Origin of the sequence: Hymenobacter sp. IS2118 (genome assembly GCF_000715495.1) — a bacterium.
In the GTDB taxonomy this organism is placed as follows: Bacteria; Bacteroidota; Bacteroidia; order Cytophagales; family Hymenobacteraceae; genus Hymenobacter.
The window spans coordinates 76,540-92,613 of sequence record NZ_JNLX01000184.1 but is presented as its reverse complement, the minus strand read 5'-3'; the positions used below and the strand labels follow the sequence as shown (position 1 = coordinate 92,613).

12 protein-coding genes and 1 tRNA gene are annotated in these 16,074 nt (G+C 55.7%); 1 reads left to right on the top strand and 12 read right to left on the bottom strand.

Annotation, left to right across the window (positions count from 1 at the left end):
* The first annotated feature begins 56 nt into the window (after window positions 1-56).
* A complete protein-coding gene (locus tag GM79_RS20180) occupies window positions 57-1,160 on the top strand; it encodes an ISAs1 family transposase (protein ID WP_035559885.1) in 1,104 nt (367 codons plus the stop codon).
* Window positions 1,161-1,505: 345 nt separating this feature from the next.
* On the opposite strand, the gene GM79_RS20175 is transcribed toward GM79_RS20180, so the two are convergent.
* The 12 genes from GM79_RS20175 to tuf form a co-directional block, all read right to left on the bottom strand.
* Window positions 1,506-1,829 (bottom strand): DUF3467 domain-containing protein, encoded by a 324-nt coding sequence (locus tag GM79_RS20175; protein ID WP_035567389.1) that lies wholly within the window; start codon window positions 1,827-1,829, stop codon window positions 1,506-1,508.
* 14 nt (window positions 1,830-1,843) lie between these two features.
* Window positions 1,844-2,419 carry a hypothetical protein gene (locus GM79_RS25130; protein WP_152560110.1) on the bottom strand — a complete coding sequence of 192 codons (576 nt, stop codon included), beginning with the start codon at window positions 2,417-2,419 and terminating at the stop codon, window positions 1,844-1,846.
* A 93-nt stretch (window positions 2,420-2,512) separates the two neighbouring features.
* On the bottom strand, window positions 2,513-6,865 hold the full coding sequence (gene rpoC, locus GM79_RS20170) for a DNA-directed RNA polymerase subunit beta' (RefSeq protein ID WP_035567388.1): 4,353 nt from the start codon (window positions 6,863-6,865) through the stop codon (window positions 2,513-2,515).
* Window positions 6,866-7,279: 414 nt separating this feature from the next.
* Complete coding sequence (rpoB, locus tag GM79_RS20165; RefSeq protein ID WP_035567414.1) at window positions 7,280-11,125, bottom strand: DNA-directed RNA polymerase subunit beta; 3,846 nt, start codon at window positions 11,123-11,125, stop codon at window positions 7,280-7,282.
* Between the two features lie 290 nt (window positions 11,126-11,415).
* Entirely contained in the window at window positions 11,416-11,796 is a 381-nt protein-coding gene (gene rplL, locus GM79_RS20160) for a 50S ribosomal protein L7/L12 (protein ID WP_035567387.1), read from the bottom strand.
* 66 nt (window positions 11,797-11,862) lie between these two features.
* A complete protein-coding gene (gene rplJ / locus GM79_RS20155; protein ID WP_035567386.1) occupies window positions 11,863-12,411 on the bottom strand; it encodes a 50S ribosomal protein L10 in 549 nt (182 codons plus the stop codon).
* A gap of 15 nt (window positions 12,412-12,426) precedes the next feature.
* Window positions 12,427-13,125: a 50S ribosomal protein L1 gene (gene rplA / locus GM79_RS20150; RefSeq protein WP_035567385.1), complete on the bottom strand. Its 699-nt coding sequence runs from the start codon at window positions 13,123-13,125 to the stop codon at window positions 12,427-12,429.
* A 19-nt stretch (window positions 13,126-13,144) separates the two neighbouring features.
* Entirely contained in the window at window positions 13,145-13,588 is a 444-nt protein-coding gene (gene rplK / locus GM79_RS20145) for a 50S ribosomal protein L11 (protein WP_035567383.1), read from the bottom strand.
* Window positions 13,589-13,709: 121 nt separating this feature from the next.
* Complete coding sequence (gene nusG, locus GM79_RS20140; protein WP_035567382.1) at window positions 13,710-14,276, bottom strand: transcription termination/antitermination protein NusG; 567 nt, start codon at window positions 14,274-14,276, stop codon at window positions 13,710-13,712.
* A gap of 12 nt (window positions 14,277-14,288) precedes the next feature.
* The gene (secE, locus tag GM79_RS20135; protein WP_035567380.1) at window positions 14,289-14,483 is read right to left on the bottom strand and encodes a preprotein translocase subunit SecE; all 195 of its coding nucleotides are present in this window, start codon (window positions 14,481-14,483) and stop codon (window positions 14,289-14,291) included.
* Between the two features lie 61 nt (window positions 14,484-14,544).
* Window positions 14,545-14,618 (bottom strand) — tRNA-Trp (locus tag GM79_RS20130).
* A 149-nt stretch (window positions 14,619-14,767) separates the two neighbouring features.
* Complete coding sequence (tuf, locus tag GM79_RS20125; protein ID WP_035567379.1) at window positions 14,768-15,958, bottom strand: elongation factor Tu; 1,191 nt, start codon at window positions 15,956-15,958, stop codon at window positions 14,768-14,770.
* Window positions 15,959-16,074: the final 116 nt, after the last annotated feature.

The following is a 16,074-nucleotide window of genomic DNA, read 5'->3' as shown; positions in this document are numbered from 1 at the left end:
CAGACTAACCGCACTATGTGCGCAAGGGTAAATTTGCGGCTTACCCCCTTGGTTCGATGTCGTTACTCACCCACTTAGCCGACGTGCCGGACTTCCGGCGGCAGAATAAAAACTTTCGCCACAAACTATTAGACATTCTCGTTATCAGCGTGCTAGCTGTGCTGAGCGGGGCCGACGATTTTGAGGAAATCGCCTGGTTTGGCCAGCAGAAAGAACCCGTCTTTCGGCGCTACCTCTCGCTGGACAACGGTATTCCGTCCGACGATACCTTCCGGCGGGTCTTTCAGCACCTGGACGCGGCGGCGTTCAACGCGGCCTTTCTGGCCTGGATGCGGCAGGTGCTGCCCGCCGACCAACTCGGCCAGGTTTGTATCGACGGTAAGACCCTGCGCGGCTCCGGCCCGCAGGCGCTGCACGTGGTGTCGGCCGTGGCCAGCGCCCAGGGCCTGAGCCTGGCCCAGGTGGCCACGGCGGGCAAAGGCCACGAACTGGCGGCCATCCCCGACGTACTGGCCCTACTCGACGTACGCGGCTGCCTCGTCAGCCTCGATGCGCTCAGCTGCCAACCTGCCATCGCGGCCCAGATTTGCCAGCAAGGCGGTGATTACCTGCTGGCCCTCAAGGAGAACCAGGCCACGCTCTTGGCCGAGGCCGAACGCGCCCTGGCTCAGGTGCCCGCTCGGCAGACGCTCGAATCCTGGAGCCTGGCCTCCCACAACACCCCGCTCTGCACCCAGGTCAGCGTCCAAACCGACCTGCGCTGGGTCGATGAAGAAGGCCGTTGGCCGGGGCTGGCCGCCCTGGTCCGGGTCGCGACCACCCGCCACCCGGTCGACGGACCGGCCCAGTCGCAGGCCGTGCGCTACTACCTCAGCAGCCGCGCGAGCCTGACCCCGGCCCAGGCCACGGCCGCCGTGCGCGACCACTGGGCCATTGAAAACAAGCTCCACTGGCACCTGGACGTGACGCTGGGCGAAGACGCCCACCGCTTGCGCCAGGCCCAAGCCGTGGAAAACCTGGCCCTCGTGCGCAAAATGGCGCTTAACCTGCTGCAACAGGACCCCACACGGGTCAGCATCAAGAAAAAACGAAAGCGGCTCGGATGGAACGATGCCTATTTAGAAGAGCTGCTGACCCAGATTTGCCACCAACTTGCATAGTGCGGTTAGTCTGTGTGTATCGAGCAAGCATTTGCTTATACCACTCTTTGTAGTCGGCGACCAATCGGCTTACCCACAGTTTTCTGATAGCAACCGGCGGTTTGTCATTCACCGCCCAAGGGCTCAGTCCTAAATGTGCATAATCATAATGCCACTTACGAATGCGTTCCTCGTTGAATGGCTCCTGAATCGTTGCCCATTGCTGGTGATTGCGCAGGTGCCGCTTTAGGCCTCGAATTCGCTTCTTATCCATGTTATAGGGGGTATTATTACCATGTTGTTTAAAGCAGAAAGCGCCTCCATTGCAACAGGAAGGCGCTTTCGCAACTATAGCTTCTATTCCCCTTACGCTTCCCCTACTGCGCCGCCGAAGTTCATCGGGTAGCTCGGGGCTTCGTTCTGCATCTTGATGGGGCCGAAGGCGGCTTCAAACCGCTCGATGTTCTCGGTGAGGGCTTGCAGCAGGCGCTTGGCGTGCTCGGGCGTCACGACGATGCGCGCCTTCACCTTGGCCTTGGGCAGACCGGGCATCATGCGGATGAAGTCAATCACGAACTCGCTGTTGCTGTGCGCAATCATGGCGAGGTTGGCGTATTCGCCCTCGGCCATGGCTTCGGAAAGCTCGATGTTGATGGCGTTCGGGTCCGGGTTTTGGTCGGTTGGTTGCATGTTCAGTAAATATTTTAAAGAGTCAGATTCGTGTAACGGCTTCCTCTACATTGGAAGCAGACGCCATTTTCCACGCTTTTATACTGCGGAAAATAACCTGCGCCACTACAACGGCTACATGTTACTCCAGTAATTCTCTCCCGTTGTCCATTTTCAACTTTGTAAACAGGAATTATCTCCGTTCTGTGGACTTCTGAATGACAGTCACTACACAATGTCACTAGTGCATCATTTTCGTATTCCCAGGGATTTTTCGACGTGATGTAGTATAAGTGATGTACATGCAGAACAACTGCCGCGTTTAACTGATGGATTTCGTACCCCAATTCCTTGCCCGTGTACGTAAATCCATTTATCTCTACTACCTCATTTGGGTCATACGGCACATATAAGAGATAATGCATCTTACCACCAAGCCAAACGTTATCTGTCGGTCGGCAACCGCATTTCGTACACTCCTCTTCATCACGCTCAACCATCGCATCCCTTTTAATTTTCCATTCTTGAGTTCCAAGTCGGGTCTGGTAAGGAATATACTGGTCAGCATACTGTGCTTTGACTTGAGCGAAAGTGGGTAAAGTTTGTTTCATAATGTCTCATTCTTAAATCTTAAGGAGCAAATAAAACAGAAAAAGCCGACCGGGTTACCCCAGTCGGCTTTTCCATTACAAACCTACGGCAGATTACTCCGCCGACACTTCGCGCTTGCCAGCACGGCTGGGGCGCTTGGCGGGAACGGCGGCCTCGGCTGCTTGCGCGGCTTGGGCTGCTTCCATCTCCTCTTTCGAGCCGACAATCTGGCGGGTGTACTCGCGCAGACCAGTACCGGCCGGGATGAGGTGACCGACGATTACGTTCTCCTTCAGGCCCAGCAGCTGGTCGGCCTTGCCACGGATGGCGGCTTCGCTCAGCACCTTGGTCGTCTCCTGGAAGGAAGCGGCCGAGATGAACGAGGCCGTGCCCAGCGAGGCCTGCGTGATGCCTTGCAGCGTAGGGCGCGAAACCGAAGGCTGCGCGTCGCGCACTTGCACGAGGGCAAGGTCGCGGCGTTTCAGGCTGCTATTCTCGTCGCGCAGGCGACGGGCATTCACAATCTGACCGGGCTTCATGTTGCTCGAATCACCGGCTTCGGTCACCACTTTCATGTCGATAATCATATCGTTTTCGGCCATGAAGATGATTTTATCAATCACCTGATTTTCGAGGAACGACGTGTCACCGGCATCCAGAATCACCACTTTTTGCATCATCTGGCGAACTACCACCTCAATGTGCTTATCGTTGATTTTCACACCCTGCAAGCGGTACACTTCCTGAATCTCGTTCACGAGGTATTCCTGCACGGCGCCGGGGCCCTGAATGCTCAGGATGTCGGAAGGCGTGATGGCACCATCCGAGAGCGGCATGCCGGCGCGGATAAAGTCGTTATCCTGCACCAGAATGTGCTTCGACAGCGGCACCATGTACTTCTTCTTGACACCGTCTTTCGACTCGACGTAGATTTCCCGGTTACCGCGTTTCACGGTGCCGTAGGTTACCACGCCGTCGATTTCCGATACCACGGCGGGGTTCGACGGGTTCCGGGCTTCGAAAAGCTCCGTTACACGTGGCAGACCACCGGTAATATCGCGGGTTTTGCCCACCGAACGCGGAATCTTGGCGAGGATGTGACCAGCCTTGATTTTGTCGTTGTTCTCAACGGCCAAGTGGGAGCCCACGGGGATGCTGTAACCCTTCTGACCTTCAGCATCGCCCTTTTTGCCGGGACGGATGATGATGGACGGGTTCTGGTCCTTAGCCTTCGACTCGATAATCACCTTCTCGCGGTGACCGGTCTGTTCGTCCGATTCCTCACGGAAAGTAACGCCTTCGGTGATGGCGTCAAACTGCACCGTACCATCAAACTCGGCCAGAATAACGGCGTTGTACGGGTCCCAGTTGTTCAGTTCCGTGCCTTTTTCCACTTCCTGGCCCTCCGTTACGAGCATGAAAGAGCCGTAAGGAACGTGGTTGGAAGTGAAGACACGGCCGGTGCCTTTCTCCACGATGCGAACTTCGCCCGAGCGGCCCATTACTACGGCACCCTTCACGCCTTCGGCGGTCGTGGTAGCCACAGTACGAACGTCCTCGAACTCCACCACACCAGCGAATTTGGCTTTGATGTTGGACTCCACCGCAATGTTGGAAGCCGTACCACCTACGTGGAAGGTACGCAGGGTCAGCTGCGTGCCGGGCTCACCAATCGACTGCGCGGCGATAACACCCACTGCCTCGCCACGCTGCACCATGCGGCCCGAAGCCAGGTTGCGGCCGTAGCACTTGGCGCAGATGCCGCGCTTGCTTTCGCAAGTCAGCACCGAGCGGATTTCCACCGACTCAATGCTCGTGGCATCGATGCGGCGGGTGGTGTCTTCCTTGATTTCGGAACCCGAAGTCAGTAGGACCTCACCGGTGATTGGGTCGATGATATCGTGCACCGTTACGCGGCCCAGGATACGCTCGGCCAGCGGCTCCACGATGTCCTCGTTGTCTTTCAAGGCGAAGGTTTCGATACCGCGCAGCGTGCCGCAGTCCGGCTCGTTCACGATTACGTCCTGCGAAACGTCTACCAGACGGCGGGTCAGGTAGCCGGCGTCAGCCGTCTTCAGCGCCGTGTCGGCCAGACCTTTCCGGGCACCGTGCGTCGAGATGAAGTACTCGATTACGTCGAGGCCTTCTTTGAAGTTCGACAGAATCGGGTTTTCAATAATCTCACCAATCGAGCCTTGCAGCGACTTCTGCGGCTTGGCCATCAGACCACGCATACCACCCAGCTGACGAATCTGCTCGCGCGAGCCACGGGCTCCCGAGTGCATCATCATGTAGATGGAGTTGAAGCCTTGGTTTTCGCGCTCCAAACGACCCATCAGCGTTTCCGTGATTTGGTTGTTGATACGCGTCCAGATGTCAATAACCTGGTTGTAACGCTCGTTGTCCGTAATCAGACCCATCTGGTAGTTCTGGGTTACGGCCTTCACGTCGTTCTGGGCTTGCAGCACCAGCTCGTCCTTCTCTTTCGGAATCTGGATATCACCCAGACCCATGCTCAAGCCGCCTTTGTAGGCCGACTGGAAACCAAGAGTCTTGATGTCGTCCAGGAATTGAGCGGTACGAGCCATGCCCGTGCGCTTAAATACCGTGGAGATGATTTGCTGAAGCTTCTTCTTCGTCAGGAGCTCGTCGATAAAGCCTACCTCCTCGGGAATCATCTGGTTGAACAGCACGCGGCCGGCCACCGTATCCACGATTTTAGTCACCAAATCGTCGTTCTCATCACGAATCTGCGTCCGCACCTTGATGTAGGCGTGCTTCGAAAGCTGGCCTTCATTGAGGGCAATGACAACCTCTTCGTCCGAGTAGAATACACGGCCTTCGCCCTGAATCTTCTCATCGTCGGTGCTGCGCTTGCCTTTGGTAACGTAGTACAGACCCAGAACCATGTCCTGCGACGGTACCGCGATGGGCGCGCCGTTGGCGGGGTTCAGGATGTTGTGCGAGGCCAGCATGAGCATCGAAGCTTCCAGGATAGCGGCCGGGCCGAGGGGCACGTGCACAGCCATCTGGTCACCGTCAAAGTCAGCGTTGAAGGCCGTACAAACGAGGGGGTGCAGCTGGATAGCCTTGCCCTCGATGAGGCGCGGCTGGAACGCCTGGATGCCCAGACGGTGAAGCGTAGGAGCCCGGTTGAGCAACACGGGATGGCCTTTCAGCACATTCTCCAGGATGTCCCAGACAACGGCGTCCTTGCGGTCCACAATTTTCTTAGCCGACTTCACCGTCTTCACAATGCCGCGCTCGATGAGCTTGCGGATGATGAACGGCTTGAACAGCTCGGCTGCCATGTTCTTGGGCAGGCCGCACTCGTGCAGCTTCAGCTCCGGACCAACGACGATTACCGAACGACCCGAGTAGTCCACCCGCTTACCGAGCAGGTTCTGACGGAAGCGGCCCTGCTTGCCTTTCAGCATATCGGACAGCGACTTCAGGGCGCGGTTGCCTTCGGCGCGCACGGCGTTCACCTTACGCGAGTTGTCGAACAGCGAGTCAACGGCTTCCTGTAGCATGCGCTTCTCGTTCCGCAGAATCACCTCGGGCGCTTTGATTTCAATCAGGCGCTTGAGGCGGTTGTTACGGATGATAACGCGACGGTACAGGTCGTTCAAGTCGGAAGTGGCGAAACGGCCACCGTCGAGCGGAACGAGCGGGCGCAGTTCCGGGGGAATAACGGGCACCATGCGGATAACCATCCACTCGGGGCGGTTCTCCACGCGGGTAGCGGCGTCACGGAAAGCTTCCACTACGCGCAGACGCTTCAACGCCTCAGCCTTACGCTGCTGCGAAGTTTCGTGGGCCGCGGAGTCCCGCAGTGAGTAGCTCAACTCGTCCAGATTGATGCGCTCCAACAGCATATGCAGAGCATCAGCACCCATGCGGGCGATGAATTTGTTGGGGTCCTCGTTGGGCAGCATCTGGTTCTCCCGGGGGAGCTTGTCGATGATGTCCAGGTACTCATCTTCGGTGAGGAAGTCGAGAATCTGCACCCCTTCTTCGGCCAGAGCGCCGGGCTGAACCACGACGTACCGCTCGTAATAGATAATCTGGTCGAGCTTCTTGGTGGGCAGGCCCAGCAGGTAGCCGATTTTGTTTGGCAGCGACTTGAAGTACCAGATGTGAGCAACGGGCACCACCAGCTCGATGTGGCCCATGCGCTCACGGCGCACTTTCTTCTCGGTCACTTCCACGCCGCAACGGTCGCAGATAATGCCTTTGTAGCGAATACGCTTGTATTTGCCGCAATGGCATTCCCAGTCCTTCACAGGACCGAAAATCCGCTCACAGAACAGGCCACCCATTTCGGGCTTGTACGTGCGGTAGTTGATGGTTTCAGGCTTCACCACTTCGCCGGTGCTGCGCTCCAGAATTGCTTCGGGCGAGGCCAGCGAAATAGTGACTTTGGAGAAGTCCTGAACTATTTTCTTGTTTTTTGCGAAAGCCATTTGATTGGGGTTAAGCTAGTAGCTGTTGGCTTTGAGCTGCCTGATTCTTCGTCCTTCGCCAGAAGCACGCAAGAGGTTCAAACAGTTTGACACTTCAAAAAGTGCCTTTGCGTAACAGATAGGTATGTCGGGCAAAGGCACTTCAAAAAGGTCTATTTATTAAATCTGACGGCAGAACTGACCGATAAGAAGGCCTTCGGTTAGGATTCACTGGGGGTTGATGCTGCACTGACCATATCTCGGAACAGCCCCCGCTCCTCTTTCACCGAAGCGTTTTCTCATCTTTCGTTACCAGAGTCGCTCAATCAGCGCCTCCTGTTGCCTGCCAGTCAATTAATGGTTAGTTGTTAACGGTTAGTGATTAATGTCATTTTGAGATTGACCACTAACCCTTAACAACTAATCATTAAAAACCTATTCCATCGTAATCTCCAACGCCAAGCCACGCAGTTCGTGGAGCAGCACGTTGAACGACTCGGGGATATTCGGCTTGGGCAGAATGTCACCTTTTACAATGGCTTCGTACGCCTTAGCGCGGCCCACCACGTCATCCGATTTGATGGTCAGGATTTCCTGCAGCACGTTGGAAGCACCGAAGGCCTCCAGTGCCCACACTTCCATCTCGCCGAAGCGCTGGCCACCGAACTGCGCCTTACCACCCAGCGGCTGCTGCGTGATGAGCGAGTACGGCCCGATGGAACGAGCGTGCATCTTGTCGTCAACCAAGTGACCGAGTTTAAGCATGTAAATCACGCCCACGGTTACCGGCTGGTCGAAACGGTCGCCTGTCAGGCCATCGTGCAGGTATGCACGGCCCCAGTCGGGCAGGTTGGCCGCGGTCAACTCGTGCGCCACTTCATCTTCGGTAGCACCGTCGAAAATCGGGGTAGCGTAGGTGCGACCCAATTTCAGACCGGCCCAGCCGAGTACGGTTTCGTAAATCTGACCGATGTTCATCCGGCTTGGTACACCAAGCGGGTTCAGCACGATGTCCATTGGCGTACCGTCGGGCAGGAAGGGCATGTCTTCATCGCGCACGATGCGGGCTACTACACCCTTGTTACCGTGGCGGCCGGCCATTTTATCACCCACCTTCAGCTTGCGCTTCTTGGCGATGTATACTTTGGCCAGCTGCACGATGCCAGCGGGCAGCTCATCCCCTACTTCCAGGGTAAAGCGCTGACGCTTAAACTTCGCGGTGATGGTGTTGCGGCGCTTGGCGTAGTTACGCACCAGCGTCAGCACCAGGCCATTCACACGGGCGTCAGCCGTCCAGCCTTCCAGAATCAGGTCCTTAAACAGGTTCACCTCTTCCGGAACGGCGTAGTTGCTTTCGTCCTTGTAAGGATTCTTCTCGGGGAACATCCCCTCGTTGATGTTCTTACGGTTGAACTTGACGCCTTTGGAAATCATCTCCTCGCCGAAGCGGTGCTTGATGCCCTGGCTCGTCTTGCCTTCCAGCAATTGCACCAGCTTATCAACCATGATGGCCTTTACGCCACGCAATTCCTGCGCGTAGGTCGCCTTCAGGTCTTCCACTTCCTTCTTCGACTTGGCCCGGAGGTTCTTGTCTTTCTTAGGACGCGAGAAGAGCTTGGTGCCGATAACCACACCCTGCAGGGAGGGCGGCGCTTTAAGCGAGGCATCCTTCACATCGCCGGCCTTGTCGCCGAAGATGGCGCGGAGCAGCTTCTCTTCCGGCGTGGGGTCCGTCTCACCTTTCGGCGTGATTTTACCAATCAGAATGTCGCCTTCCTTCACCTCCGCGCCGAGGCGGATGATGCCGTTGTCATCAAGGTTGCGCACGGCTTCTTCGCTCACGTTCGGAATCTCCGAAGTCAGCTCTTCTTCGCCGCGCTTAGTCTCGCGCACTTCCAGCTCAAACTCCTCAATGTGAATTGAGGTAAAGATGTCGTCGCGCACCACGCGCTCCGAGATGACGATGGCATCCTCGAAGTTGTACCCCTGCCAGGGCATAAACGCCACCTGCATATTGCGACCCAGGGCGAGCTCGCCTTGGTTGGTGCCGTAGCCTTCGCAGAGCGCCTGGCCTTTGGTCACCCGCTCGCCGCGCTTCACAAGCGGCGTCAGGTTGAGGCAGGTGTCCTGGTTGGTACGACGGAACTTGATGAGGTCGTACGTAATACGCTCTGCATCGAAGCTCACCATGATGTCGTCCTCCGTGAGGTCGTACTTCACCACGATTTTGTTGGCATCAACGTAGTCGATTACGCCCTCGCCTTCCGACATAATCAGGGTCCGCGAGTCGCTGGCAATCCGTGCTTCCAGACCCGTGCCCACAATCGGAGCCTCAGGACGGAGCAGCGGCACGGCCTGGCGCTGCATGTTCGAGCCCATCAGGGCCCGGTTGGCGTCATCGTGTTCCAGGAACGGAATCAGCGAAGCAGCAACCGATACAATCTGGTTCGGGGCCACGTCCATGTAGGAGTATTCCGACGGATTCACCACCGGGAAGTCACCTTCAAAACGGCCTTTCACTAGCTCCTGGGTCAGGTTACCCTTCTCATCGAGCAGGGAGTTGGCCTGCGCAATGTGGTGGGTGTCCTCTTCCTCAGCAGTCAGGAATTTTACGTTCGGGCTCATGTCCACCTTGCCGCCTTTCACGTCGCGGTAAGGGGTTTCGATGAATCCCATAGCATTCACGCGAGCGTGCACGCACAACGACGAAATCAGACCAATGTTTGGTCCTTCCGGCGTTTCAATCGTGCAAAGACGGCCGTAGTGCGTATAGTGAACGTCACGTACTTCAAAGCCAGCACGCTCGCGCGATAGACCTCCCGGCCCGAGTGCCGATACGCGACGCTTGTGCGTCACCTCGGCCAGCGGGTTGGTCTGGTCCATGAACTGCGACAGCTGGTTCGTACCGAAAAACGAGTTGATAACGCTGGACAGCGTCCGGGCGTTAATCAGGTCTACCGGCTTGAAGTCCTCGTTGTCACGCACGTTCATGCGCTCCTTAATGGTACGTGCCATCCGGGCCAGGCCCACGCCGAACTGGGCGTAAAGCTGCTCGCCCACGGTGCGCACGCGACGGTTGCTCAAGTGGTCAATGTCATCGACAATGGCCTTCGAGTTGCTCAAGCCAATCAGGTACTTCACGATGAGAACGATGTCCTCATTGGTCAGCACGCGCGACTCCTGGTCCATGCCAATCTGGAGCTTCTTGTTAATCCGGTAGCGGCCCACCTCGCCGAGGTCGTAGCGCTTATCCGAGAAAAACAGCTTCTGGATGATGTCACGAGCGGTTTCTTCGTCGGGAGCTTCCGTGTTCCGGAGCTGACGGTAAATCTGCTCCACAGCTTCCTTCTCCGAGTTGGAGTTGTCTTTCTGCAGCGTGTTATAGATAATCGCGAAGTCCGCGATGTTCACATTCTCGCGGTGCAGAATAACCGACTTCGCGCCGGCCTCCAAAATCACGTCGATGTCGGCTTCCTCAATCGTAGCATCGCGCTCCAGCAATACTTCGTTGCGGTCAATCGACACTACCTCGCCGGTGTCCTCGTCCACGAAGTCTTCCGTCCAGGTGCGGAGCACCCGGGCAGCCAGCTTGCGACCAACGGCTTTTTTGAGGTTTTTCTTATCGGACTTCACTTCCTCCGACAGCCCGAACAGGTCGAGAATGTCTTTGTCGGTGCCGTAGCCGATGGCGCGCAACAGCGTCGTCACCGGGAATTTCTTCTTCCGGTCGATGTACGCATACATCACGTTGTTCACGTCCGTGGCGAATTCAATCCACGAGCCTTTGAACGGGATAATCCGGGCCGAATACAGCTTGGTGCCGTTCGTGTGCTTGCTTTGGGCGAAGAATACGCCCGGCGAGCGGTGCAGCTGCGATACGATAACGCGCTCGGCACCGTTAATAACGAACGAACCCTTCACGGTCATGTAAGGAATGTTCCCGAGGAACACCTCCTGCTCAATCGTTTCGAAGTCCTCGTTGTCCTTATCATTGCACACCAGACGCAGCTTGGCTTTCAGCGGAACTGAATAAGTCAAACCACGGTCGATGCATTCGTCAACCGAATATTTCGGTGGGTCAACGTGATAGTCGATAAAGGTCAGTACGAAGTTTTCGCGCGAATCCGAAATGGGGAAGTTCTCGGCGAACACTTTGAACAATCCTTCGTTAGAACGACGCTCAGCAGCGGTTTCCAACTGAAAGAATTCCTGGAACGAGCGAACCTGCACGTCCAGGAAGTCCGGGTACTCGATAACCTTCTTAATCTTGGCGAAATTGATTCGCGCGTCGGCGGTCTTTTTGAGCGCGGCCGTCTTTGCTTTCGGTGTAGCCAATGCGATGGGGATTATAAGATGGACACAGAAGCGTAAAAAAGGGAAGCCGTAAAGCGGCTCGTCAGCGGTGCGTTGCACCCCTTAACTACCTATGCAACAAGATAGTTAGCTGACATAGCAAAAGCGCGAACTGGTTGGCTCGCGCAGTTGACACGCTACAAACAGGAAAAGACCTGGCTAAGTTGCCAGGTCTATCCTTATTCGAAGCGGGTCCGGAGATGCTTCAGGAGCAGAAATTACTTAACCTCTACTTCAGCACCGGCTTCCTCGAGCTGCTTTTTCAGCGACTCAGCCTCGTCCTTGGTTACGCCTTCTTTCACGGCCTTAGGAGCACCGTCAACCAGCTCTTTGGCTTCCTTCAGGCCGAGGCCGGTCAGGTCCTTCACCAGCTTAACTACGGCCAGCTTAGCGCCGCCGGCAGCCTTCAGGATAACGTCGAACGACGTCTTCTCCTCAGGAGCCTCGTCAGCAGCAGCGCCACCGCCACCAGCCATCATTACGGGAGCAGCAGCAGCGGGCTCGATGCCATACTCGTCCTTCAGGATGGTTGCCAATTCGTTTACTTCTTTCACCGTCAGGTTTACAAGCTGCTCAGCGAATGCTTTCAAATCTGCCATTTCTGTAGATTGTTAAAAAAATGTGTTGTTGAAAATTTATTGTTGAAGTCGAAAAAGAGTGGGCGCTTAGGCGGCCTCTTTTTCGGAAAGCGTTTTGAGGATACCGGCCAGTTTGTTGCCACCGCTCTGAAGAGCCGAGATAACATTTTTGGCGGGCGACTGGAGCAGACCGATGAGTTCACCGAGCAGTTCCTGCTTGCCTTTGAGGGTCGTGAGACCTTCGAGCTGGTCGGAGCCGATGTAGATGCTGGCATCTACGTAAGCGCCTTTCAGCACGGGCTTGGGCGTAACGCCACGGCCGTAAGCCTGGGCCTTGTAGAAGTCGCGCAGCAGTTTGGCAGGAGCCGAGCCGCTCTCCGTAGAGAACAACACGCCCGACTGGCCTTTCAGCGCGGCATCCATCTCCGACGTATCGTGGCCGAGGGTATCAAGCGCTTTCCGGATGAAGGTGTTTTTGTACACCTTGTATTCCAGACCGCGATTGAACGCCAGACGACGGAAGTCGTTGATTTTCGCCACCGACATCACCGAAGCATCGACAATGTAGAACGAGTTGTGCGATTGCATTTTTCCGCTCAACTCATCCACGAGGGTTTGTTTTTCTTCCCGAGTCATGTTTGGTTGGTTTAATTAGCTAGCGGAGTTTACCTGAGTGTCCACCGGAACGGCGGGCGACATCGTGCTGCTGAGCGTGATGCTCTTGATGTAAGTACCTTTCGAAGACGACGGCTTCAGGCGACCCAACGTCTGGATTACCTCCAGAGCGTTTTCGGCCAGCATGCTCGGGTCGAACGATACTTTACCCACGGAGCAGTGAATGATACCGGTTTTGTCGACTTTGAAGTCGATTTTACCAGCCTTCACTTCCTGCACCGCCTTAGCGACGTCGGTCGTTACGGTGCCCGACTTCGGGTTCGGCATCAGACCACGGGGACCGAGCACACGGCCCAGGCGACCTACCTTAGCCATTACGGCGGGCATGGTGATGATGACGTCGATGTCGGTCCAGCCTTTCTCGATTTTCGAGATATAGTCGTCCAGACCCACGAAGTCGGCGCCGGCGGCCAGGGCTTCAGCCTCCTTGTCGGGAGTAACCAGAGCCAGAACGCGAACGGTTTTGCCGGTGCCGTGGGGCAGGGTGGCCACGCCGCGCACCATCTGGTCCGCTTTGCGAGGGTCCACGCCGAGGCGAACGTCAATATCTACTGAAGCATCGAACTTGGTGTAGGTAATGTCCTTCACCACGATTGCGGCTTCCACGAGGCTGCGCATTTGCGTCAGGTCGTGTTTGGCAAGGGCTTCCTTGCGCTTTTTGCTTACTTGTGCCATCTGTCTTTTCTCCGTTTAATTATTCAGCAAAAGGAGAATCGCCCTTGATGGTAATGCCCATGCTACGCGCCGTACCAGCTATCGACTTCATCGCCGACTCCACCTTAAAGGCGTTCAAGTCAACCATTTTCGTTTCGGCAATGGTACGCACCTGGTCCCACGTCACGGAGCCCACTTTGTTCCGGTTGGGCTCTTTCGAACCGCTCGTCAACTTAGCAGCTTCCATGAGCAGCACCGGAGCCGGTGCCGTCTTCACCACGAAGTCGAACGACTTGTCGGTGTACATGGTAATAAGTACAGGACACACTTGACCGGCTTTATCCTGGGTGCGAGCATTGAACTGCTTGCAAAACTCCATGATATTCAAGCCTTTGCTACCAAGTGCAGGTCCTACCGGCGGCGATGGGTTCGCTGAGCCTCCCTTTATCTGCAGACGCAGATAACCTCTGATTTCTTTGGCCATTTGATTGTATAGTCTGGGGCTCCTGCGTCGTAACTCGCGCTTGCCTCAGTTTAGTAAACTCCTGTTTTGGAAGCCCCGCCGACCCGGAGCATTTAGCCGGCGTGGTATAATTGATGGGTTATTAAACCTCTTTTTCTACTTGGGTGTAGCTGAGCTCTACCGGCTGCGAACGGCCAAAGATTTTCACGACTACGTTCAGCTTCTTACGCTCTTCAAATACCTCATCCACATTACCGGAGAAGCCATTGAAGGGGCCGTCTACCACTTTCACAAGCTCACCCACTACGTAGGGCTTGTCGAGGGCGGCATCAACCTGCTGTTCGGCTTCATCCACGATACCGAGAATCCGGTTCACTTCAGAAATGTGCAGTGGAACAGGCTTGTTGTTTGAAGCGTCCTTCTTATCCTTGTCGCCAAGGAAACCAATCACACCGGGTGTGCTGGTGATAATGTGGTCCACTTCGCCGTGGCCGAGGTCGGCGTGGATGATGATATAACCGGGGTAGAGGTTCCGCTCGCGGACGCGCTTCTTACCGTTGCGCATCTCAAACACCTTCTCTACCGGAATCAGTACCTGCGGCACCAACTCGGTCAGGTTATGACGGCCGAGTTCGGTTTCGAGATAGTTTTTGGCTTTTTTCTCCTGGCCGCTCACGGAGCGGACCACGTACCATTTCAATTCGCCCATCTTGATTGCTGATTAGCGAAACGAGTTATAGAAAGCTTTGAGGACAGTTTCAAAGCTAATATCCATGATGCCTACCACGATGGCAAACACGAGCGAACCAATCAGCACGAGACCAGCGCTTTTTTGCAGCTCCGTCATCGAGGGCCACGTTACATTGTAACGCATCTCCTCAACGGTAGTGCGGAAATAATTGCTCAGTTTGTCCATCGATTGAGGAAATAGCAGCGTTGCCGCTGATGACAACATGGAACGGGCCAACTGACCCAAATGGCACGAGTGGAGAGATTCGAACTCCCGTCAAAGGTTTTGGAGACCCGTATGCTACCGCTGCACCACACTCGTTTATTCACATTCCCCTTACACGCATTTCGCTAAAGGGAGTGCAAAGGTAAGAGAAACAGAAGAGAAAACAAATACTGGCTTCTGTTTCAGCGTAAAAAAGCCGCCCCCGATGTTTCGAGAGCGGCCTTTTTTACTAATTAAGCCGCAGCTTAGTCGAGAACTTCGGTTACCTGACCGGCACCTACCGTACGGCCACCCTCACGGATAGCGAAACGGAGGCCTTTCTCCATTGCCACTTTGCTGATGAGCTCCACGGTGATGGTGATGTTGTCGCCGGGCATTACCATTTCAACACCTTCTGGGAGGGTGATGATGCCGGTAACGTCGGTGGTACGCAGGTAGAACTGCGGACGGTAGTTGTTGAAGAACGGCGTGTGACGGCCACCTTCCTCTTTCGAGAGAACGTACACCTCAGCCTTGAACTTCGCGTGAGGAGTTACCGAACCGGGCTTGCAGATAACCATGCCGCGACGGATGGCTTCTTTCTCAATGCCACGGAGCAACAGACCTACGTTGTCACCAGCTTCGCCACGGTCAAGGATTTTGCGGAACATTTCCACACCCGTAACCGTCGACTTCAGGCCGGCAGCAGCACCCATACCCAGGATGTCAACTTGCTCACCCGAGTTGATGATGCCGCGCTCGATACGACCGGTAGCAACAGTGCCACGGCCGGTAATCGAGAACACGTCCTCAACAGGCATCAGGAAGGGCAGGTCGGTGAGACGAGCAGGAATCGGAATGAACGAGTCAACTGCGTCCATCAGCTCTTCGATTTTGGTTACCCAAGCAGCATCGCCGTTCAAGCCACCGAGGGCTGAACCCTGGATAACTGGAATGTTGTCGCCGTCGAAGTCGTAGAACGAGAGCAGCTCACGGATTTCCATTTCCACCAGCTCGAGGAGCTCGGGGTCATCCACCATGTCTACTTTGTTCATGAACACCACCAGCTGAGGGACACCTACCTGACGAGCGAGCAGGATGTGCTCACGGGTCTGGGGCATCGGGCCGTCGGTGGCAGCCACCACGAGGATAGCACCGTCCATCTGGGCAGCACCAGTTACCATGTTCTTCACATAGTCGGCGTGACCGGGGCAGTCAACGTGAGCGTAGTGACGGTTAACCGTCGAGTACTCTACGTGCGAAGTGTTGATAGTGATACCACGCTCTTTCTCTTCGGGGGCGTTGTCAATCGAACCGAAGTCGCGCTTTTCGGCCAAGCCTTTGCCGGCCAGCACCTGGGTGATAGCAGCAGTCAGGGTGGTCTTGCCGTGGTCGACGTGACCGATGGTACCGATGTTTACGTGCGGCTTGGACCGGTCAAAATTTTCTTTAGCCATTGTAAAGAGTAAAAAAGGGGTGGTGAAGTTGAATAAAAGTAAAATCGGAACCTACACGAAGAAAGCGAGACTCAGCCCCTACTGAAATAGAAAACTGTGCGTCGCTTGCCTGAGAG

Excerpts from the sequence above, each read along its gene's own strand:
- GM79_RS20180 (WP_035559885.1), top strand. The coding sequence starts at position 57 with ATGTCGTTACTCACCCACTTAGCCGACGTGCCGGACTTCCGGCGGCAG.
- GM79_RS20175 (WP_035567389.1), bottom strand. The coding sequence starts at position 1,829 with ATGCAACCAACCGACCAAAACCCGGACCCGAACGCCATCAACATCGAG.
- GM79_RS25130 (WP_152560110.1), bottom strand. The coding sequence starts at position 2,419 with ATGAAACAAACTTTACCCACTTTCGCTCAAGTCAAAGCACAGTATGCT.
- rpoC (WP_035567388.1), bottom strand. The coding sequence starts at position 6,865 with ATGGCTTTCGCAAAAAACAAGAAAATAGTTCAGGACTTCTCCAAAGTC.
- rplL (WP_035567387.1), bottom strand. The coding sequence starts at position 11,796 with ATGGCAGATTTGAAAGCATTCGCTGAGCAGCTTGTAAACCTGACGGTG.
- rplJ (WP_035567386.1), bottom strand. The coding sequence starts at position 12,411 with ATGACTCGGGAAGAAAAACAAACCCTCGTGGATGAGTTGAGCGGAAAA.
- rplA (WP_035567385.1), bottom strand. The coding sequence starts at position 13,125 with ATGGCACAAGTAAGCAAAAAGCGCAAGGAAGCCCTTGCCAAACACGAC.
- rplK (WP_035567383.1), bottom strand. The coding sequence starts at position 13,588 with ATGGCCAAAGAAATCAGAGGTTATCTGCGTCTGCAGATAAAGGGAGGC.
- nusG (WP_035567382.1), bottom strand. The coding sequence starts at position 14,276 with ATGGGCGAATTGAAATGGTACGTGGTCCGCTCCGTGAGCGGCCAGGAG.
- secE (WP_035567380.1), bottom strand. The coding sequence starts at position 14,483 with ATGGACAAACTGAGCAATTATTTCCGCACTACCGTTGAGGAGATGCGT.
- tuf (WP_035567379.1), bottom strand. The coding sequence starts at position 15,958 with ATGGCTAAAGAAAATTTTGACCGGTCCAAGCCGCACGTAAACATCGGT.